Origin of the sequence: Streptomyces sp. NA02950 (genome assembly GCF_013364155.1) — a bacterium.
GTDB lineage: Bacteria > Actinomycetota > Actinomycetes > Streptomycetales > Streptomycetaceae > Streptomyces.
Map to the genome: position 1 here is coordinate 7,550,793 of NZ_CP054916.1, position 21,169 is coordinate 7,571,961.

Below are 21,169 nucleotides of genomic sequence, written 5' to 3' on the forward strand. Positions count from 1 at the left end.
TGAGTACGGATGCGGGTCACAGGGCGGACGGAGGTCAGGCATGAAGTCGGGGGTGGCCCGAATCCAGTCCCGCCGGGGTGAAACGGTCGGGGCCGGTTTCCTGATCGGTGACGATGCGGTGGTCACCTGCGCTCACGTGCTGAGGGCCGGCGGATACGGTCCGGGCGACCGGGTACGGATCGTCTTCCCTCATGCGCAAGGGGCACCGTGGGTTGAAGGCGATGTCCCGGCCGAATCCTGGCGCGACCCGGAAGCCGAGGACGTCGCAGTCGTCCGGCTGAGGGAGACCCCGGGCGCAGCGCAGGTGCTGGAACTCGGTTCCGCTGCCGGTTGCCGGGGACACGCGGTGCGCTCGTTCGGCTTTCCCGGCCAGGCACCCCCCGGGGGCCATTTCGGCTATGCGGTGGCCGGTGACCTACTGCCCGACGACGGCACGGACGGCCTGCTGCAGCTGACCGGGGCCAATGACCTGACCCGGGGATTCAGTGGGGGTCCGGTCGTCGACGACGTCACCGGCCTGGTGATCGGCATGGTCACCGCCATCACCGCAGCCGACGAGCACCTTCGCGGCCAGGGCATCGCCTACGCAACGCCCACCCAAGCCCTGCGCCGGATCCGGCCCGGGGCCGTTGAGCATGCCGTGTCCCCCTACCGCGGCCTGGAACCGTTCACGAGCGAGCAAGCGGCGTGGTTCCACGGCCGCGACATCGCTGTCGACACGGTTCTCACGGCGTTGGCCGGGCAGCGGCGGGCACTTCTGCTGCTGGGCCCCTCCGGATCGGGTAAGTCCTCCCTCGTCCAAGCCGGTGTCCTCCCCGCTCTGGCCGGTGGGCGGTTGCCTGGGAGCGACCGGTGGCGTCCCGTCGTCGTCCGCCCCGGAGAACACCTGCCCACTGCGCTGGAACGCCATGGGTTACCCGGTGCCGCGGCCGACGGGATCACCGCCGCTGCTCGGCAGCGGGTCAACGGAGACACCCTGTGTGATCGTCTGGTCCTGGTCATCGACCAGTTCGAGGAGATCCTGAGCGGCCCGGCCGCCGTCCCGTCACCCTTGCCTCCCGCCCAGACGGCCCCATCCGGCGGGGAGGCGTCCGTGACTGCGACCGAGCAGATCACCGAGCTGATCCGGTCACCTGTACCGGCCGTGGTGATCATCATCATGCGGGACGACTTCTACCCTCGTATGGCCGCCGAAGCCCCGCAACTGCTGGAAGCCGCCTCGCCGGGCCTGGTCAACGTGCCTGCCACCCTGAGTCAGCAGGACCTGCACGCCATCATCACCCACCCCGCCCGGGCGGCCGGCCTGCGTCTCGAATCCGGACTCACCGAACGGATCATCGCCGACGTCCTGGCCGCCGACCTCCGTGGCACTCCCGCCCGGGCAGCACCCGTCACCGCACTCGTCCCCCTGCAACTGACGCTGCGCCAGCTGTGGGAGCGCCGTGACGACGGCTGCCTCACACACACCGCCTACGAGCACATCGGACAGATCAACGGAACTCTCACCACCTGGTGCAACACCGCCCTCGACCGGTTGCCCACCGCCCAACGGACCACCGCACGTCGTCTCCTCACCGCCCTGGTACGGCCCGCAGACCCCGTCCGACGCATCCCCGCCATCCGCCAGCAGGTCCCACTCGACGTGTTGCGCGACCTCGCCTCCGGCTCCTCCCGGACCTCGCCAAGACCGCCTGCCTCCGAGCCCGCCGACCAGACGACGGACGCGGTCCTGGCTGCACTCACCCGGCACAGGATCATCACCACCCACGCCCGCGACCCAGGGCCCCCACCTGTGGGCGTGGTGGCCGAACTCGCCCACGACACCTTGACCCAGGACTGGGGCGAGTTGCGTGACTGGGTGGCCGAAGACCAGCAATTCCACACATGGCTGCACCGAGCCGAGGAACAACGCGCCCGCTGGGCCCGACGCCACGACCCTGAGGACCTCCTGCACGGCACCGCCCTGGCCGACGGCCTGGACTGGTCCCACCAGCGCGGACTGCCCGGCCCCGTCGCGGACTTCCTCGAAGCAAGCCACCACAACCAGAAGGCGGCGCTGCGTCGTACCAAGCGCATCAACCTCATTCTGATCGGGGCCCTTGTCCTGGCCCTGATCGCCACGGGTCTGGCCTTGTGGCAACGTCAGACCGCTGTCGCTGCTCAGCAGATCGCCCTGTCCCGACAACTCGCCGCTCAGTCCCAGGGCCTCACCGACACCGATCCCGATCTGGCCTCCCTGCTCGCCGTACAGGCATATCGGACTCACCCCACGGCAGCCGCCGCCCTTGCCCTCTACTCTGCAGCCAGCCTCCCCCTCCGGCACCGCCTCACGGGCCACCACGACGGTGTGACCTCGGTGGCATACAGCCCCGACGGCCGCACCCTCGCCACCGGGAGCGAAGACGGCTCGGCGAAACTGTGGAACGCCGCCACCGGCCACCTGCGCACCACACTCACGGGCCACCACGACGGTGTGACCTCGGTGGCATACGACCCCGACGGCCGCACCCTCGCCACCGGGAGCGAAGACGGCTCGGCGAAACTGTGGAACGCCGCCACCGGCCACCTGCGCACCACACTCACGGGCCACCACGACGGTGTGACCTCGGTGGCATACAGCCCCGACGGCCGCACCCTCGCCACCGGGAGCGAAGACGGCTCGGCGAAACTGTGGAACGCCGCCACCGGCCACCTGCGCACCACACTCACGGGCCACCACGACGGTGTGACCTCGGTGGCATACAGCCCCGACGGCCGCACCCTCGCCACCGGGAGCGAAGACGGCTCGGCGAAACTGTGGAACGCCGCCACCGGCCACCTGCGCACCACACTCACGGGCCACCACGACGGTGTGACCTCGGTGGCATACAGCCCCGACGGCCGCACCCTCGCCACCGGGAGCGAAGACGGCTCGGCGAAACTGTGGAACACCGCCACCGGCCACCTGCGCACCACTCCGGCCAGCCACAGCAACGGCGTGACGTCGGTGGTGTTCAGCCCCGACGGCCACACCCTCGCCACCGGCGACAAGGACCATTGGGTCCGCTTGTGGGCCCTTTCCACCGCAACCGGCGACACCACCCTGACCGGTGTCCTTCGCAACACTGTCACGGGCCACAGCGACGGCGTGAGCTCCGTGGTGTTCAGCCCCGACGGCCACACCCTCGCCACCGCAAGCGAAGACCGAACAGCACGCCTCTCGGACATCGCAGTAGGTCACACACGCACCACACTCACCGGTCACACGGGCTCCGTCATGTCGGTGGCGTTCAGTCCGGACGGCCGCACCGTTGCCACCGGCGGCTGGGACGGCACGGCTCGGCTGTGGGACACCGCCACCGGCCGCCTGCGCACCGTCCTCACGGACCACGTGAAGTACGTCTTGTCGGTGGCGTTCAGCCCGGACGGCCATACCCTCGCCACCGCGAACGACGACGGCACGGCGAAGCTGTGGGACATCGGCACCGGCCGCCTGCGCACCACACTCACCGGCCACAGCGACGGCCTGTGGTCGGTGGCGTTCAGCCCGGACGGCCATACCCTCGCCACCGGCGGCATCGACCGTACGGCGAAGCTGTGGGACACCGGCACCGGCCGCCTGCGCACCACACTCACCGGCCACAGCGACGGCCTGTGGTCGGTGGCGTTCAGCCCGGACGGCCATACCCTCGCCACCGCAAGCGAAGACCGTACGGCGAAGCTGTGGGACACCGGCACCGGCCGCCTGCGCACCACACTCACCGGCCACAGCGACGGCGTGACCTCCGTGGCGTTCAGCCCCGACGGCCATACCCTCGCCACCGGCGGCATCGACCGTACGGCGAAGCTGTGGGACACCGGCACCGGCCGCCTGCGCACCACACTCACCGGCCACAGCGACGGCGTGACCTCCGTGGCGTTCAGCCCCGACGGCCACACCCTCGCCACCGCGAGCAACGACGGCACGGCGAAACTGTGGGATGTCGCCGCCGGAGGCACCCGCACCACTCTCACAGGCCATGTCGGCTACGTGACCTCTGTGGCGTTCAGCCCCGGTGGCCATGGCCTGGCCACCGGCGGGATCGATCGCAGGGCAAGACTGTGGGAGGTCGCTCTACCCGGCCAGACCGATGCCATCAGGAGAATCTGTAGGGCCGTCCACCGAAACTTCACCGCACAAGAGCGAGCGACGTACCTCTCGGGTCGGCCGGAATACACCTGTGCTCCGTGAGAGGGGGAGATGGGGGTCCTGCTCGCCGTGCAGCAGTCGTGGCGAACGTTGATGGGTGCGGCTCGGTTCGTAGGAGTCCCGGATCGCGGAGCTGACGGGGAGGCTGGAGGTGGAGCGGGAGGCGTGGTCGCGGTTGCGGGTGACCTGGGAGACGGTCGCCGAGGTGCTCGCCGAGATCTCCCAGGCCGGTGCACCGGTCGGCCGCCGCAGGAGGCGATGGCTGCGGAGGAGTCATCGCAGCCGGCCGCATCCGGCGCAGAAGCCCTCACAGCGGCAGGATGGTCCGGTCCCGCCAACTACGACAACGACACGGCGAAGTTCTCCGCGATCGTCGGCGACTGGGAGAACCGGTTCGGTGCCCGTGTCGTCGCGGTCGGCTTCTCCCCCCTGCACCTCAGCGTTGCAGCCCCACCCACAGCTGAAGAGGACGCCCTCCTGGTCGCTGCTGAGCACTTCGCCTTCTGCCCTGACAACATCTGGCAAGGCAGACGGCCGTACACACTGGCCGCGTACGCTGAGCGGCTCAATCCACAGGAAAGGACCAGCTCAGCAGCCTGATCGGAATATTGACACCCTTCAGGTGCAGCAGGCGCGGAATCTCACCGCCGATTTGGGCATACGCATCGACTCCCTGCACTTCTTGTTACGCGGCCGCGATGGCAAGTACGGCGAAGCCTTCGACGCCGTCTTCCAGGCCGAGGAAATGGAGATCCTCAACAGTGCGCCACAGGCTCCCCGCATGAACGCGCACTGCGAACGCATCATCGGCAGCATCCGACACGAAGCCCTCGACCACATCCTCATCATGAACGAGGCCCACGCCCGCCACGTCCTCGCGGCCTACGAGCAGCACTACAACGAACACCGACCTCACCAGGCCCGCAACCAGCTACCACCCGACGCCCACGAACAACCCGCTGCGATGCACAGCCTCAGCACCGGCAAAGTCCTGCGCACCCGGATCCTCGGCGGCCTCATCAACGAGTACAGATACGCGGCATGACATACAGCGATGACTTTTCGAGCGGCACAGGGTCGCGGTGCCAGCGCAGGACCGTGTCCGGCGAGACGATGAGCGGTAGCTGGCGTGCCCGGCGGGAGAGCATGGAGGAGGGCAGCCAGCAGCGCACGGTCCAGCCGGGTGAGCTTAGCCTCGCGCTTTCACGAGGCGGGCTGTCCGACTGGTGATCAAGAAAGCAGAAAGTGCCTCTGACCAGCGAGAATGAGGATTGCTGAGGTCCTTGTTCCCGCCACCGCCGGAGGCACTTTCCAGGTGAAGAAGCGTATCGGGTCCTACCCGCGTGTCCGCGTCGAGGGCGGCGGTCGTGGGGTCGTCTCGCAGGCCGGGGCCGTGCTGCTGGTCGAGACGATCCGCAAGTCCGGTCTCGACACGGCGATATCGGCGGCGCTTGAGCCGTGGCGGAAGGCCCGGGCGGTGCACGATCCGGGCAAGATCCTGCTGGATGTCGCGCTCGCGGTGGCACTCGGCGGGGACTGCCTGGCCGACGTGGGCTTGCTGCGGGCTGAGCCGGCCGTGTTCGGGCCGGTAGCCTCCGACCCCACGGTCTCCCGGCTGATCAACACGCTGGCGTCGGGCGGACAGCGGGTCCTGGCAGCACTGCGCACCGCCCGTGCTGAAGTACGCGAACGCGTATGGCGGTTGGCCGGTGAAGCAGCGCCGGACACGGGCGGGCAGGTGATCGTGGACATCGACGGCGTCCTCGTCCTGGCCCACTCCGAGAAGCAGGACGCAGCCGCGACCTGGAAGAAGACGTTCGGCCACCACCCGCTGATGGGATTCGTCGACCACGGCCGCAGCGGGTCCGGCGAGCCGGTCGTGGGCCTGCTGCGGCCCGGCAACGCGGGCTCCAACACCGCCGCCGACCACATCGAGGCCACCAGACTGGCCCTGGCCCAGTTGCCGAAACGGCTCCGGCGCGGCCGGCAGACGCTGATCCGTACCGACTCCGGCGGAGGCACCCACGAGTTCGTCGCCTGGCTCGCCCGGCGCGGAAGGTGGCTGTCGTACTCGGTCGGCATGACCATCACCGACGCCATCCACCAGGCCGTCCTGAAGGTCCCGGCCTCGGCCTGGACACCGGCCGTCGAACCCGACGGCGACATCCGCGACGGCGCCTGGGTTGCCGAACTCGGCGGCGACTGCCTGACCGGCTGGCCCAACGGGCTGCGGCTGATCGTGCGGAAGGAACGGCCGCACCCCGGTGCCCAGTTGCGCTTCACCGACGCCGACGGCATGCGGTTGACCTGCTTTGCCACCAACACAGCGGGCGAGGCGATCGCCGCCCTTGAACTGCGCCACCGCCAGCGTGCCCGTGCTGAGGACCGCATCCGCGCCGCCCGCGCCACCGGCCTGCGCAACCTTCCCCACCACGGCGCCGCACAGAACCAGATCTGGCTGGAGATCGTCCAGATCGCCCTGGACCTGCTGGCCTGGATGCCCCTGCTCGCTCTCACCGGCAAGGCCCGCCTGTGGGAGCCCCGCCGCCTTCGGCTTCGGCTGTTCTCCGCCGCCGCGCAGCTCATCACCACCGGCCGCCGCCGCTACCTCCGCCTGGCCAGGCACTGGCCCTGGGCCGACGTGATCAGCGATGCCCTGGACCGGCTCCGCGTCCTCCCGAACCCCGGCTGACCGGCACGTTCCCGTCCCTGCGAGCAGCACCACCCCCGACCGGAGCCGTGGAACCCGGCGCCCACCCGACGCGACAACCGGGCCGTCAGCCTGCCCAGACGCCGAAACCCCCACCACAAAGAGTCCGCCAGCAAACTGACGACCCCTCATGAACGATCGAGGTTAGGTCTGTCGATCTGCCGCTGTAGCACGAACAGTTCGTGGCGTAGTGCCAGGATCTCGGCACCTTATATCCCGGTCGCTCATCGGCAGGAGCCGTATCAGGGTGAACATTCTTGTCAAAGCCAGGTACGGAAGTCGCAGCAGCACTGAACCATGCTGGCCTCGGGCTGAGGGGGCCAGCGACCCGCAGTGCGCTACAACTTCCCAGCGGGATCACCTGCCACTCGGAGAAGGAACAGGCGGCCGCCACCTACAAGCCCAACCTGCAGGCCAGAGGCAGAATCGTATGTCCGAGCGGGACAGGCTGATTGATCTTCCTGCCTTGAGCGCAACGCGGGCGACGTCAGCCGTACCAGGTGATACTGCAGACGTAGACGCAGTGGTGGCGCGCCACTGCGAGGAAGCTGATAAAGCCGCGTCCGCCGAGAATGTCGAATTCCCGGAGTCCGCCTTCCCGGTCCAAGGGGCGGCCCACCTTTGCCGCGTCAACTCCGAGGGCTGCGAGCTCGGCTGCCAGCCGCTCAACCTCTGCCACGACGCCCGGTGCAAGTCCGCCAGCGACGTGCTCCTCGCTCGGATTGTACTCCCAGTTCCAGTCGGTCACAGCCCGGCCTCGGCCTCCGCTGTCTTGCGGATCTGCTGAATTTCATCGATAACCGTCGTGGGGTCTTGTTCGGCCGTATCTACGATTCGCTCGAGTTCACGGAGGCGGGCTGCACGTTCCGGGTGTCGCTCGATGGCGATGAACACAGCCCACGAGTGGATGAAAGCCCGAAGGGGAGCGAGGCTCTGTGTCTGTTGTGCGTTTGTAGTCGCCTCGAACAGATGCTGGGTGAGTGCAGGGATCCTGCTGGGAGCGATCCGGGCCACAGCCGCACGCAATGCATCAGGGGTGAGGTCGGGCATGGGGATCAGCGGTCCCTGCGGGCCGTCTGGCTGCGCGCTCACGATGACCTCCGATGCGGGGGAGTGCTGTTCGTACCATACCGTGCGGGTGTCCAGCGGTGTGGGCGTGTAGACAAGCGGGCTGCGTGGTGGGCGCCATGGCATCGGGGAATCGTGACCGCAGGCTGCTGGGCAGAAATGAGACGCCCTACGAGAGAGAGTCCCTCGGGTCTTGTGTGGCCCGTTTATGGCTATGACATGACAGGCGGCCTTTCTCTGTAGCGCATCAGGGCGCGGTACGAACTGTGGAAGACACCCAGGAGCGCGCTACGGTGCGATACGGGTAATAACAGAAAGTTGCCACACTGCTGGGGGTCAAGGGGTCGCAGGTTCAAATCCTGTCGTCCCGACCAGCATTTTCGCAGGTCGGAGGACGTTTCCGCGGGTAGCGGAAGCGGCCTTTGTCGTTCCCGGGGTGGGAGCGACGGGGAGCCCTCTGGGGGCCCTCGTGCTCCCAACTCGCAGACGGGGCAACGGTGCCCGATTCGTCCGTCACCCGATCCGGTCGTGAAGGGTGTCTTTATTGCTGTACGGTCGTTGACCTGGGGCTTTGCGATCGCCCGAGTATGGGCATGATCAGTGGTCGTGGGTCTGCGACTGCTCTATCTGATCTTCTGCCGACTACTGGGCTGCCTCCTCTTGTTGGGCCGGTCGGCCGCCGCGAAGAACGCCGAGATCCTTGCCCTTCGTCATGAGGTGGCTGTGCTTCGTCGGCAGGTCGAGCGGCCGCGGCCTTCATGGGCTGACCGTGCTGTGCTCTCCGCTCTCGCCCGGCACCTGCCACCTGCCTTACGTCGCCATCGGCTGGTCACTCCGGGCACCCTGCTGACCTGGCACCGCCGTCTGGTGCGCTGGAAATGGCGGCAGGCACCAGCCAGGCCCGGCCGGCCGCCGTTGCCGGAAGAGACAGTCGCGCTCATCCAGCGCCTGGCGAGAGAGAACCCGACCTGGGGGTACGTCAGGATCCAGGGCGAACTGCGACGGCTTGGCCATCGGGTCGCCGCCGCCACCATCCGGCGCGTTCTGCGCCGCTCCGGTCTGCCGCCCGCACCGCAGCGCGCCTCCCAGCAGACCTGGCGCACCTTCCTCCGCACCCAGGCCCACACGCTGCTTGGCTGCGACTTCATGCACGTGGCAACCGTCTTCCTCCGACGTCTCTATGTCTTCTTCGTCATGGAGATCGCCACCCGGCACGTCCACGTCCTGGGCGTCACCGCCCATCCGACCGGCGCATGGGTCACCCAACTTGCCCGCAATCTGCTCATGGACCTCGAGGAAAGGGCTGGGTGCTTCCGGTTCCTCATCCGCGACCGGGACAGCAAGTTCACCGCCGCATTCGACGCCGTCTTCGCCGGCAACGGCACAGCCGTCATCCCGACTCCGCCACAAAGCCCACGGTCCAACGCATTCGTCGAACGATGGATACGCACAGCCCGCGCAGAATGCACCGACCGACTCCTCATCACCGGCGAACGACACCTGCGCGCGGTCCTCACCAGGTATGCCGAGCACTACAACGCGGGACGGGCCCACTGCAGCCTCGGTCTACGAGCACCTGACGACGACCTGAATGTCATCCCCCTGCCCGCTGCCACGGTCAGACGCCGACAGGTACTTGGCGGACTGCTCAACGAGTACCACACCACGCCATCCCGACCGCCTCACCATCCACAGGAAAGGACCAGCTCAGCAGCCTGATCGGAATATTGACACCCTTCACGGCTACGCGAGAGCGCCGACTCGAGCGACGAGGCCGACGACCGCCAGTCCAGGGTGCAGGCCTCCCACCAGGGCGGATGACATTCTCGGCAAGCACAGCCGTTCTCAGGAGGTGGTGTTGCTCAGGAGCGTGTCTGAAAGATCGTGTAAGTCCGTGATGTGACAGGCTGGCCGAGGCCCGGCCTCGGGCCTTGGCCAGCCGGGACGGACAGAACATGACGGACAACGACACCCCGACCGCCGCATCGGTCGAGGACAAGCTGGTGAACGAGGTCGTCGAGCGGCTGATGGACCGCGCCGACGCATCAGGAGCTGCCCTGCTGGGCGAGGGCGGGCTTTTGACCGAGGTCACCCGTGCGGTTCTGGAGCGGGCTCTGGATGCCGAAATGAGCGAGCACCTCGGCTATGAGAAACACGATCCGGCCGGCCGGGGGTCGGGCAACAGCCGCAATGGGACCTCGCCGAAGACCGTGCTGACCGATGCGGGTGCGGTCACGGTGGCCGTTCCGCGAGACCGCAACGGCTCCTTCACGCCGAGGCTGGTACCCAAGCACGCCAGGCGGCTGGCCGGGTTCAACGAGCAGATCCTGTCGCTGTACGCCCGCGGCATGAGCGTGCGCGACATCCGCTCCCACTTGGCCGCCATGTACGACGTGGAGGTTTCACCGGACCTGATCAGCAAGGTCACCGATGCTGTCGCCGACGAACTGGCCACCTGGCAGAACCGGCCGCTGGACGCGATCTGGCCGATCATCTACATCGACGCCCTATGGATCAAGATCCGCTCCGGATCAGTGGTCTCCAAGCCGGTCTACCTCGCCGTCGGCGTCGACATGGACGGCCGCAAAGACGTCCTGGGCCTATGGGTCGGCGACGGAGGCGAAGGCGCTACGACATGGATGACCGTGCTCACCGAACTGCGCAACCGCGGCGTGGAGGACGTGTGCATCGTCGCCTGCGACGGCCTGAAAGGCCTCCCGGAGGCGGTCACCGCGACCTGGCCCAGAACCACGGTGCAAACGTGCGTGATCCATCTGATCCGAGCCTCGCTGCGACTCTCCTCCAGCCGTGACTACCCCAAGCTCGTCCCCGCGCTCAAAGCGATCTACACGGCGCCGACCGAACAGGCCGCCGAACAGGCGCTGGAGGAGTTCACCGCCTCGGAACTGGGCCAACGCTATCCGGCAGTCGTGCGGATTTGGCAGGCCGCCTGGAGCGAGTTCACCCCCTACCTGGCGTTCCCACCGGAGATAAGGAAGGTCGTCTACTCGACGAACCTGATCGAGTCGATCAACGCCCGGCTGCGGAAGACCACCCGCAACCGCGGCCATTTCCCCTCCGAGCAGGCCGCACTGAAGGTGCTCTACCTCGCAGTGCGCGAGCTGATCGCCCCCAAGGCCAGCGATATCAACCACGTCGCGGCACACTGGAAGAAGGCGCTGAACCAGTTCTCACTGTTCTTCGAGGACCGGCTCAACACTACGTAGCCCCCAAAGGACTTACACAAAGACACTGACACGTCCGTTGCTCAGGTCCTGGATGCGGGCTTGTATCAGGGGAAGGATCTCGCTCGCGGCTCGTTCGACGGAGGTGGCGAGTACTTCGGCGTTGAGCTTGCGGTGTGGTACGTGAGCGAGTTTGTCGCGCAGTGCGATGGGGCCGCTGTATGCCTGCGCCACGGTGCCGTGAGATGCCTGTTTGAGCATTTCGCCGAAGGTGAGCATGCAGTAGGCCAGGGCGAGGAGGCGCTCGTTTCCTGGCTTGGGTGGTCCGTCGCGGAGGATTGAGCGGGCTTGGTCGAGCGCTGCCGTTGCATCGGTCAGGCGTAGCAGCTCCCTGTTCTCCCGGTCAGTGCGTGTGTTGGTCACGCCGCCCCGCGCAGGTCGTTCAGGGGTTCGGTTTCTTCGACTTCCACTCCGGGGCCGCGTGGGACGACTTCCACGAGGGCGCCGAGGATGCTGGAGAGGTCTGTTTCGAAGCTGGTGATGTCGAAGTAGGAGCGGTCGGCGTCCAGGGTGGCTACGAGTTCCCCGGGCTCGGTACTCAGGGCGAAGGAGTGCAGGCCATGGCGACGTCCGAGTTGGCGGATGGTCGTGGCGTTGGCGCGGAGCTTTGCGGTGGTGGCCGGCCTCATGGCTCATCCTCCTTAGCGCTTTCGGGCACCGGAATCGACAGGAGCCAGAATATAGGAGTGTGGTAGCAGGGTGGGCAGGCTCGGGAGGGGCGCCGGGAGCGGTGTCCTCTTGCTCCGTACGGCGGTGTACGGCCCCGAGGCACTCTGCTACAGAGTGATACGGCTCGTCGCGGAGAGTTGCCGCCCTGCTGGGGGTCAAGGGGTCGCAGGTTCAAATCCTGTCGTCCCGACCAGCATTTTCGCAGGTCGGAGGCCGTTTCCGCAGGTAGCGGAAGCGGCCTTAACCGTTTCCGGGGTGGGAGCGATGGGGAGCCCTCGCGCTCCCAACTCGCAGACGTGTCAACGGTGTCCGATTCGTCCGTCATCCGATCCGGTAGACCTTGTGCCGCTCGAAAAGTCATCGCCGTAGGTGAGCAGGGTGCGGTCAGTCCGCTGGGACCATGTCCTCCGTGATCGTGTCCTTGTTGTACAAGGTGACCCGGAAGCTGCTGACTGTTCCGTTCGTGCTCGTGCGTCGCGGGACGGCGAAGGAGGCGGAACTGCTGGTGCTGCGGCACGAGAACGCGGTCCTGCGCCGCCAGTTGGCCGGGCCGGTCCGCTATGAGCCCGCCGACCGGTTCTGGTTCGCAGCGCTGTCCGGGCTGATATCCCGGCGCCACTGGCGCGAGATCTTCCCTGTCACCCCCGGCGTCTTCCTTGCCCGGCACCGCAGGTTCATCGCCGCGAAGTGGGACTACACCGCGCGCCGGGGCAGCGGCCGCCCGCCCACCCCGGCAGCGGTCAAGAAGCTCGTCCCGGCGGCTGGCGAGGGAGAATCCGCGGTGGGGGCACAGGCGGATCCAAGGGGAGCTGGCCCGACTCGGGCATCGGATCGCCGCCTCGACGGTCTGGGAGATCCTCAACGCGGCCGGCGTCGACCCCGCGTCACGTCGCTCAGGCCCCACCTGGCGCGAGTTCCTGACCGCGCAAGCCGAGGGCATCATCGCGGCAGACTTCTTTCACATCGACACCGCACTCGGCAGGCGGTTGTACGCGCTGGTGTTCCTCGCTCACGGCCCCCGGCGGCTGCACCACATCACCGGGGTCACCGCCCGCCCGACACGGACTGGGCGGTGCAGCAGGCGCGGAATCTCACCGCCGATTTGGGCATACGCATCGACTCCCTGCACTTCTTGTTACGCGGCCGCGATGGCAAGTACGGCGAAGCCTTCGACGCCGTCTTCCAGGCCGAGGAAATGGAGATCCTCAACAGTGCGCCACAGGCTCCCCGCATGAACGCGCACTGCGAACGCATCATCGGCAGCATCCGACACGAAGCCCTCGACCACATCCTCACCATGAACGAGGCCCACGCCCGCCACGTCCTCGCGGCCTACGAGCAGCACTACAACGAACACCGACCCCACCAGGCCCGCAACCAGCTACCACCCGACGCCCACGAACAATTCGCTGCGATGCACAGCCTCAGCACCGGCAAAGTCCTGCGCACCCGGATCCTCGGCGGCCTCATCAACGAGTACAGATACGCGGCATGACATACAGCGATGACTTTCGAGCGGCACACGTAGGAATGCCAGAGTGTTGGTCGCGGCGAGGTAGGCCAGGCGCAGCAGCACAACAGAGCATGATGCCGCCAGGGCCTTGAGCGGGTGAAGGTACCTGGGGCGAACGTCGAGGAGAACCGAAGAGCCGTGATCAGGCTCCCGACCTGCGTGGATGATTTCTCGGCACCCGCAGTCCTCCCCGACCTCCGGAGCCGTGTCCCTCTGACGAGGGGTGTCTGCCCGAGGCGGACACCCGGCACCGGTGCCGGCCGATACCGGGCCCCACGGCGTGACCTCAATGATCGCCTACCGTCTCCCTCGGCAGGGATCTACCCACCGCTGAACGTCGGCTTCCGCTTCTCTAGGAAGGCGGACATTCCCTCCTTTTGGTCGGTGCTCGCGAAGGCGGCGTGGAAGAGCTTGCGCTCGAATCGCACACCTTCGCTGAGCGTGGTCTCCAAGGCGCGGTTCACGGCCTCCTTCGCCGCCCTGGCGGCCGGCCTCGACATCGTGGCGATGGTCCGGCCGGCTTCGAGTGCCTCATCGAGCAGTTGGTCGGCCGGGACGACCCGGCTGACCAACCCGGCGCGCTCGGCCTCCTCGACCGGCATGGTGCGGCCGGTCAGGCACAAATCCATTGCCTTCGCCTTCCCCACTGCCCGGGTCAGGCGTTGCGAGCCGCCCATCCCCGGAATGATGCCGAGTTTGATCTCGGGCTGGCCGAAGACCGCGGTGTCGGAGGCGATGAGCAGGTCACAGAGCATGGCCAGCTCACACCCTCCACCCAGGGCGTAGCCGCAGACCGCGGCGATCAGCGGGGTACGGACCCGGGCGAGGGCCTCCCAACCGGCGAACAGATCCGCCTCGACCACGTCCTGGTAGTCGAGTACGGCCATCTCGGAGATATCCGCCCCTGCGGCGAAGGCGCGTTCCGAACCGGTGATCACGATCGCCCCGACCTTCGTGTCGGCGTCGAACTCCGCCGCCGCGCGGGTGAGTTCGTGCATGACCGTCAGGTTGAGAGCGTTGAGCGCCTTCGGACGGTTCAGTCGGATCAACCCGACTCCACCGCCGGGGGTACTGGTCTCGATCGTCTCGTAATGGGTCATATCCTTGTGTCCGCTCTTCGTATGCGCCGTGATGGTGGCGGGAGTTGGGACCGCGGTGCGCGGGTGACGCGCCGCGGGTGGCGTGTCCACCTGCTCACCGGGTAAGAACGATCTTCCCGGCCGTCTCGCCGTGTTCCATCGCCCGGAAAGCCTCCTTCGCGTCTGCCATCGGCACTTCAAGACCGATCTCCGGGACGATGCCGGCGTTTGTCACGAAGGTGAGGAGGTCGAGGAGCTCCTGGCGGGTGCCCATGGTCGATCCCTCGACTCGCAGCTGAAGGAAGAACAGCCGTTGCAGGTCCGCGCCTGGGTTGGGACCGCTTGTGGAGCCGCAGCAGATGATGGCTCCCCCGGGCCGCAGCGCCCGCATCGAGTGCTGCCAGGTGGCGTCGCCCACGGACTCGAACACCGCGTCCACTTTGGCGGGCAGCCGTGCGCCGGGCTCGAAGGTGGCATGGGCGCCCAGCTTCTCCGCCAGCGCCCGCTTCTCCTCGCTGCGTCCGGTGGCCCAGACCCGCATCCCGGCGGCGCGGCCGAGCTGTACCAAGGCGGTGGAGACACCGCCCGAGGCACCCTGGACCAGCATCGTCTGCCCGGGCTTGAGGCCGGACTTGGTGAACAGCATCCGGTAGGCGGTCAGCCATGTCGTTCCCATGACGGCCGACTGCGCGGCAGTCAGCCGGGCGGGCTTCGGGACGGCGTTGTCCCGCGGCACCACGACGGCATCGGCCATGGTGCCTTGGTGCTTCTCGGTGAGCAGGGTGCGCTTCGGGTCGAGGGTCTCGTCGCCGCGCCACTGGGGGTCGCCGATGACGGAGTGCACCACGACCTCGGTCCCGTCCTCCAGCGTTCCGGCGCCGTCGCAGCCGAGGATCATCGGGAAGCGCTCGGCCTTGATCCCGACGCCGCGCAGCGTCCACAGGTCGTGCATGTTCAGGCTGGCGGCGGTGACGTGGACCCGTACCCAGCCGTCGGGGGTGACGGGGTCGGGGCGCTCCCCCACGGTCAGCGAGTCGAGCGGAGCGTCGGGGCTGGGCCCGGTGGCGTATACGGCGAACATCGTTCTCCTGGTGGTGGTGGGGTGGGTCAGATCCGCTCGATGAGCGTTCCTGTGGCGAGTCCTCCGGCACAGCACATGGTGAGGAAGCCCAGCTCGGCGTCGAGGTCTTCCATTTCGTGGAGCAACGTGGTGATCAGCCGCGCTCCCGAGGCCCCGAGCGGGTGGCCGAGCGCTATCGCGCCGCCACGGGGGTTGACCCGCTCGGGATCCGGACGCAGTTCCGCGAGCCAGGCGCCGACCACTGAGGCGAATGCCTCGTTGATCTCGATGATGTCCAGGTCCTCGATCACCATCCTGTTGCGCTGCAACATCCGGCGGGTGAGGGGGATGGGGGCGGTGAGCATCATCAGCGGATCGTCACCCTGCAGGGCGTGATCGCGTACTCTGGCCCGCGCCCGTACGCCGAGTGCGCGCGCTCTGGCCGCCGACATCAGGAGCACGGCCGAGGCTCCGTCGGAGGTCTGCGACGAGGTCCCGGCGGTGAGCCGTCCGTTGTCGGCGAACACCGGGGGCAGAGCCGCGAGCGACTCCGCGGTGGTGTCGGGGCGGATGCCCTGGTCGGTGTTGTGGACCTTCCCGCCGGCCTTGACCGGCAGGATCTCGCGGGCAAACGCCCCGGCCCGGGTGGCGGCATCGGCCCGCTGGTGCGAGCGCAGAGCCCACTCCTCCAGTCTGGCGCGTGACAGACCCCAGGTGGTCGCGATGCGTTCGGCCGACAGGCCCTGCCCCACCAGGTTGTGCGCCTTGATCAGGCCGTGCCGCCCCATGATCTGCGGGGTGATGGCGTCACCGTACTCCACCTGGACGCGCACTCCTGCGGCGAAGGGCAGGTGCCCCATGTGTTCCACACCGGCGGCAATCACCACATCCTGTGCCCCTGAGGCGATGAGTGCCGCGGCGAGATTGACGGCCTGCTGCGAGGCCCCGCACTGGGTGTCCACGGTGCTGGCCGGGACCTCGACGGGCAGTCCCGCGTGCAGCCAGGCGTTGCGGGCCACGTTCGCCCCCTGCTCACCGATCTGCTGGACGCAACCGGTGAGGACCTGGCCGACCTCCAAGGGGTCGACACCGGCCCGGTCAAGGACCGCGGTGTAGACCGCCCCCAGCAGATCGTGGGGGTGCAGATTCCTGAAGACGCCCTTGTCCGGGTGGCCGCGCCCGATCGGGGTGCGGACGGCTTCCACGACCACGACGTCTGACGGCTGGGTCACGACTTCTCCTTCTCCCGGAGGGGGCACGCCGGGGCGGGCCGTGTCCCAGGCGGCAGGGTGCCTTCCCGCGCCGTCGGGATCAGATGGGCGGCGGCACGCCTGATGGCGTCGAGTGAGGGCGGGTTGGCCAGGCTGCCCCGGCTGACGACCGAGTCCGGGGCCGCGCCCATGAGGATGCGCTTCACCGGGACTTCCAGCTTCTTGCCCGACGCGGTACGCGGTATCTCGTCGAGCGGAACGATTTCGTCGGGCACGTGGCGGGGCGAACACCCGGTGCGGATGGCCGCGGTGATCCTCGACCGCAGCGCGTCGTCGAGCACGCTGCCGGCGGACAGAACGGTGAACAGCACGAGCCAGCCGTGCGTTCCCGGGCGCGGTACGTCGACCGCGAGCGCGTCCTGGACCTCGGAGACGGTGAGCAGGGCGCGGTATATCTCGCCGGTGCCCATCCGTACGCCGCCCCGGTTGATGGTGGCGTCGCTACGTCCGCTGATGACGCCGGTGTGCCGCTCTGTCAGGAGCAGCCAGTCCCCGTGCGTCCACACTCCGGGGAAACCCGAGAAATACGCGCCGCGCAGCCGTTCACCCGTCGGGTCGTTCCAGAATCCGATCGGCATCGAGGGAACCGGCTGGGCCACGACCATCTCCCCGACCTCCCCCACCAGCGGTCTTCCGTCGGGCGCGTATGAACGCAGGTCGACTCCGAGCGCCGGAGGGCCGAGTTCGCCACGGTAGACCGGGACGGTCGGCACCGCCCCGAGGAACGGGGTGACCACGTCGGTCCCCCCGCTGAGGGAGACCAGCCAGGGCTTGGTGGGAAAGGCGGCGTAGACCCAGTCGTAGCACTCGGGAGCCAGCGGTGAGCCGGTGGAGCCGATGACGCGCAGCGCGGACAGGTCGCGTCCGTCGAGCGGTCGGACGCCGTTCCGCCGGCACGATGCGAGCCAGGCGGCGCTGGTGCCGAGCACCGTCATCCCGGTTTGCTCCGCGAGGTCCCACAGCACCTCGTGCCCAGGATGGCCGTCGTACAGGACGACCGAGGCGTCGGTGAGCAGCGGGCCGACGAGGATGTTCCACATCACCCAGCCCGTGGTGGTGTGCCAGAACACCCGGTCCAGCGGGCCGATGCCGAGCTGCAGGACCGTCGTCTTGAGCAGTTCCAGGAGCACACCGCCGTGACCGTGCACGATCGCTTTCGGCGGCCCGGTGGTGCCGGAGCTGTAGAGCACCCACAGCGGATGGTCGAAGGCGACGGCTTCATAGGCGAGCTCACTGTCCTCCGCCCCCAGGAATCCGTCCTCCCAGCCGGAGCCGTCGAGGTGGCCCAGCCGTACATATCGGGCACCGATCCGGCGGGCGATGTCGCGGCCCTCGGCGTCACGGTCCATGGCCTTGCCCTTGTGCCGGTAGCCGTCGACGGCAAGCAGCACGGCCGGCTCGATCTGGGCGAACCGGTCCACCACGGCGCCCGCCCCGAACTCCGGCGCCGCAGCCGACCACACCGCACCCAGCGAAGCCGTGGCCAGGAAGGCGGCGAGCGTCTGTGGGAGGTTGGGCAGATACGCGGCGACGCGATCACCGCGGCCGATCCCCGCGTCGCGCAGGCCCGCCCGGATACGGGCGGTCTCCCGGCGCAGGTCCGCCCACGTCCATGCACGGACGCCGGGGTATGCCTCGGAGGCGTACCGGACGGCCACCTTGCCGGGATCGCGGTCGGCGAACACATGCTCGGCGAACGACAGGCGGCCACCCGGGAACCACTCCGTGCCCGGCATCGCCCGCGATCCCAGGGCGCACCGCGGCCCGGTGTGCCAGCGGACGCCCAAGAACTCCGCCGCCGCGGTCCAGAAGCCCTCGAGGTCCGTGACCGACCAGGTCCACAGGTCGTGGTAGTCCTCCCCGTGCCCGGTGGCCCGGGCGAAGCGGGACAGCGCCGAGTCACGCACGGCGGCGCGGGAGGGCCGCCAGAGCACGGTGGCTCCGGCGGCGCCCCCGGTCACTTGATCACCAGCCCGCTGAGCGGCGACCCGGACGCCCCGGTCAGGGGCAACGGCGCGGCGACGAACATGAACTCGTACACCCCGTCGTCGGCGCAGTGCGCGGACAGCGCCTCCAGATCGAAGATCTCCCCGAGAGCGAGACCCATGTGGACCAGTGCGATGGAGTGCAGGGGTTGCACATGGCCGATCTCGTTGGGGCGTACCTCCACGCCCCAGGTGTCGGAGGCGACGGCGGAGACCTCCCGCTCATGCAGCCACGGTGCCGTGTGCAGCGACAGCCCGGGCGACGGCCCGCCCGCGTAGTCCCCCCACCGGCCGCGCCGGGCGCCCAGGAAGCCCGTACGGACCAGGAGGGCATCCCCGCGCCGGATCTCGACGCCCTGCGCGGCGGCCACCCGCTCCAGCTCGTCGGCGGAGATGGCGTAGCCCGGCTCCAGGCTGCCGACCCCGGCCCACCGCGCGATGTCCAGCAGGACTCCGCGCATCACGAATCGGGAGACGGTCTTCTCGATGCCGTTGCGCGCCGCGCCGGCCGAGGTCACCAGGTCGGCGCTGCGCCCGTTGTACATCTTGCCCTCGAAGAAGATGTGCGACAGCGAGTCCCACTGGGTGCCGGACTGTGTCGGCAGGATGACGACGTCGTCGGAGAACCCGAACCCCCGCGCCGGGCCCCACGGCGTCTGCTCCTGGGCACCGGAGAGGTAGTCCGAGCCCGACGCCTTCACCAGCAGCTGCGGATTCTGGCGGAATCCTCCGTCCTGGCAGCCCTGCGGATCGTACGGCAGGCTGACCGGGATCACCTCGCCCCGGCGGACCAGCCCGGCCGCCGCGCGTACCTGCTCGGGGCCGACGAAGTTCAGCGTGCCGATCTCGTCGTCCTCGCCCCAGCGGCCCCAGTTTCGGCAGCGTTCGATGTAGTCCCGGAGCAGGCGCGTCTCCTCGTCGGTATCGGTCATGCGTCGGCCGCCTTCGTGTTGTAGGCCTCCGCCAGGTTCGGGGCCGCGATGTCGTTGAAGGAGTCCCAGGCGATCAGCGACGCGTCGGACTGGACCCCGCCGGAGGCGTTGACCCTCTCGAAGAGCCGGTCCGTGGACTCCAGGATCTGCTGGCGCAGCCGCTCCTTGGAGACCCCGACAAGCTCGCCGTCGCGTTTCCGGATGACGCCGTTGACCAGGACCGTTCGCACGTTGGCGGCGTTGGCCTGAACGACCATCGCACCGACCGGCTCCGGGCGGGGCAGCACATTGAGCCCGCCGCCGACGACGACGATGTCCGCCTTCTTCCCAGGGGCCAGGGTTCCGGTGACGTCCGCCAGCCCCAGGGCCTCGGCCCCGTTGACCGTTCCCCAGGCCAGGGCGTCCCGCACGCTGAGCGGAAGGGTGTCCGGCGCCTGGTCGAGCGCGTTGAGCGGGTCGTTGATCAGGCACCGGGCGTCCTGCAGCCCCATGCGCATCTGGGTGAACAGGTCGCCGCTGGACAGCGAGATGATGTCGCAGCCCAGCGTCGGCTTGATGCCCAGATTCAGTGAGCGGCTGATCACCGGGTGGCCCATGCCCATCTGGATCTCGCTCTCCGGGGTACAGGACACCTTCGCCCCGGCCCGTGCCAGCATCGCGAGCTCATCGTCGTCGAGCGCGTTGCAGTGCACATGCACCTGGTCGGGTCCCAGCAGCCCAAGATGATCCATCTCGCGGATGCCGCGGCATACCCTCGAGCCCCAGAAGCAGGCGGTGTGCACGGTGATGAGGGCACCGAGTTCGCGTGCGGTGTCGATCTCGCGCTTGGTCCTGCTGAAAGGCACGAATCCGGGCTCGCTGAGTGAGACGCCCATCCTCACCAGCTCGTCGCCGCCGCTGAAGTGCTTTCCGGCGACCCGCCGCGCGTCCCGGATACGGGCGTCGTGGTCCGTGAAGTACGGGGTCTCGCTGGGGGCGGCGTTGAATCCGTAGCCGTAGACGGCCCGGATGCCGGCGTCGGCCAGGCCGCGGTACGCCTCGTCGGCGTCGTCGGGGGTGTTCACGCAGTGCGAGAAGTCCAGCACTGTGGTGACACCGGCGTCCAGGGCCTCGACCGCGCCGACGTAGTTTCCGGCGTAGACATCGGCCGGACTGTAGGCCGGGAGCAGACTCATCCGGATCCCGGTCATGTACTCCTTCAGGGACCAGTCGGCGCATATGCCGCGCAGGGCTGTCTGCCAGGTGTGCCGGTGGGTGTCGACCATCCCTGGCATGACGACGCAGCCTTCGGCGTCGATGACTTCGGCATCGGCGTCGATGTGTGGGGCGATCCGTGCGATCCGGTCGTCTTCGACCAGGATGTCGCCGACCGGTATCTCGCCGACCTGCGGGTCCATGGAGAGGACGTAGCCGCCCTTGATCAGGGATCGTGAAGGGGACATGTTGCGCTCCTTTGCGCTGCGCGGCAT

16 protein-coding genes and 1 pseudogene are annotated in these 21,169 nt (G+C 68.3%); 7 read left to right on the forward strand and 10 right to left on the reverse strand.

The window, feature by feature from the left end; all coding sequences use genetic code 11:
- The first annotated feature begins 40 nt into the window (after window positions 1–40).
- The 4 genes and pseudogenes from HUT19_RS33185 (at window position 41) to HUT19_RS33200 (ending at window position 6,860) form a co-directional block, all read left to right on the forward strand.
- Window positions 41–4,210, forward strand: a complete 4,170-nt coding sequence (locus tag HUT19_RS33185; protein WP_254885651.1) for a trypsin-like serine protease — start codon at window positions 41–43, stop codon at window positions 4,208–4,210.
- A 252-nt stretch (window positions 4,211–4,462) separates the two neighbouring features.
- Window positions 4,463–4,768, forward strand: a pseudogene (locus tag HUT19_RS43425) (DUF4253 domain-containing protein); the annotation flags it as partial.
- A gap of 22 nt (window positions 4,769–4,790) precedes the next feature.
- The gene (locus HUT19_RS33195; protein ID WP_176181664.1) at window positions 4,791–5,213 is read left to right on the forward strand and encodes an integrase core domain-containing protein; all 423 of its coding nucleotides are present in this window, start codon (window positions 4,791–4,793) and stop codon (window positions 5,211–5,213) included.
- Between the two features lie 270 nt (window positions 5,214–5,483).
- Window positions 5,484–6,860 (forward strand): IS1380 family transposase, encoded by a 1,377-nt coding sequence (locus HUT19_RS33200; protein ID WP_176178549.1) that lies wholly within the window; start codon window positions 5,484–5,486, stop codon window positions 6,858–6,860.
- Between the two features lie 505 nt (window positions 6,861–7,365).
- Here HUT19_RS33200 and HUT19_RS33205 read toward each other — a convergent pair.
- Window positions 7,366–7,626, reverse strand: a complete 261-nt coding sequence (locus HUT19_RS33205; RefSeq protein WP_176183977.1) for a hypothetical protein — start codon at window positions 7,624–7,626, stop codon at window positions 7,366–7,368.
- Complete coding sequence (locus HUT19_RS33210) at window positions 7,623–7,970, reverse strand: DUF6247 family protein (RefSeq protein WP_176183978.1); 348 nt, start codon at window positions 7,968–7,970, stop codon at window positions 7,623–7,625. Before HUT19_RS33210 ends, HUT19_RS33205 begins: the two co-directional genes overlap by 4 nt.
- A gap of 582 nt (window positions 7,971–8,552) precedes the next feature.
- Between HUT19_RS33210 and HUT19_RS33215 the strand changes: the two genes are divergently transcribed.
- Window positions 8,553–9,665 carry an integrase core domain-containing protein gene (locus tag HUT19_RS33215; protein ID WP_176183979.1) on the forward strand — a complete coding sequence of 371 codons (1,113 nt, stop codon included), beginning with the start codon at window positions 8,553–8,555 and terminating at the stop codon, window positions 9,663–9,665.
- 236 nt (window positions 9,666–9,901) lie between these two features.
- Window positions 9,902–11,173 carry an IS256 family transposase gene (locus HUT19_RS33220; RefSeq protein ID WP_176183980.1) on the forward strand — a complete coding sequence of 424 codons (1,272 nt, stop codon included), beginning with the start codon at window positions 9,902–9,904 and terminating at the stop codon, window positions 11,171–11,173.
- A 12-nt stretch (window positions 11,174–11,185) separates the two neighbouring features.
- On the opposite strand, the gene HUT19_RS33225 is transcribed toward HUT19_RS33220, so the two are convergent.
- Together HUT19_RS33225 and HUT19_RS33230 are read right to left on the reverse strand one after the other, a co-directional pair.
- Window positions 11,186–11,554 (reverse strand): hypothetical protein, encoded by a 369-nt coding sequence (locus HUT19_RS33225; RefSeq protein WP_176183981.1) that lies wholly within the window; start codon window positions 11,552–11,554, stop codon window positions 11,186–11,188.
- Window positions 11,551–11,820 (reverse strand): hypothetical protein, encoded by a 270-nt coding sequence (locus tag HUT19_RS33230; protein WP_176183982.1) that lies wholly within the window; start codon window positions 11,818–11,820, stop codon window positions 11,551–11,553. The genes HUT19_RS33225 and HUT19_RS33230 overlap by 4 nt, the downstream gene beginning before the upstream one ends.
- A gap of 1,271 nt (window positions 11,821–13,091) precedes the next feature.
- Between HUT19_RS33230 and HUT19_RS43430 the strand changes: the two genes are divergently transcribed.
- Complete coding sequence (locus HUT19_RS43430; RefSeq protein WP_254886262.1) at window positions 13,092–13,355, forward strand: transposase; 264 nt, start codon at window positions 13,092–13,094, stop codon at window positions 13,353–13,355.
- Between the two features lie 338 nt (window positions 13,356–13,693).
- Here the strand turns inward: HUT19_RS43430 and HUT19_RS33240 are convergent, their stop codons facing one another.
- The 6 genes from HUT19_RS33240 to HUT19_RS33265 form a co-directional block, all read right to left on the reverse strand.
- On the reverse strand, window positions 13,694–14,473 hold the full coding sequence (locus HUT19_RS33240; RefSeq protein WP_176183983.1) for an enoyl-CoA hydratase: 780 nt from the start codon (window positions 14,471–14,473) through the stop codon (window positions 13,694–13,696).
- A 94-nt stretch (window positions 14,474–14,567) separates the two neighbouring features.
- Window positions 14,568–15,533, reverse strand: a complete 966-nt coding sequence (locus HUT19_RS33245) for a zinc-binding dehydrogenase (protein ID WP_176183984.1) — start codon at window positions 15,531–15,533, stop codon at window positions 14,568–14,570.
- A 26-nt stretch (window positions 15,534–15,559) separates the two neighbouring features.
- Window positions 15,560–16,744 (reverse strand): thiolase family protein, encoded by a 1,185-nt coding sequence (locus HUT19_RS33250; protein WP_176183985.1) that lies wholly within the window; start codon window positions 16,742–16,744, stop codon window positions 15,560–15,562.
- On the reverse strand, window positions 16,741–18,744 hold the full coding sequence (locus tag HUT19_RS33255) for an acetoacetate--CoA ligase (protein WP_176183986.1): 2,004 nt from the start codon (window positions 18,742–18,744) through the stop codon (window positions 16,741–16,743). The genes HUT19_RS33250 and HUT19_RS33255 overlap by 4 nt, the downstream gene beginning before the upstream one ends.
- Window positions 18,741–19,700 (reverse strand): cyclase family protein, encoded by a 960-nt coding sequence (locus HUT19_RS33260; protein WP_176183987.1) that lies wholly within the window; start codon window positions 19,698–19,700, stop codon window positions 18,741–18,743. Before HUT19_RS33260 ends, HUT19_RS33255 begins: the two co-directional genes overlap by 4 nt.
- Entirely contained in the window at window positions 19,697–21,142 is a 1,446-nt protein-coding gene (locus HUT19_RS33265; RefSeq protein WP_176183988.1) for an amidohydrolase family protein, read from the reverse strand. The genes HUT19_RS33260 and HUT19_RS33265 overlap by 4 nt, the downstream gene beginning before the upstream one ends.
- Window positions 21,143–21,169: the final 27 nt, after the last annotated feature.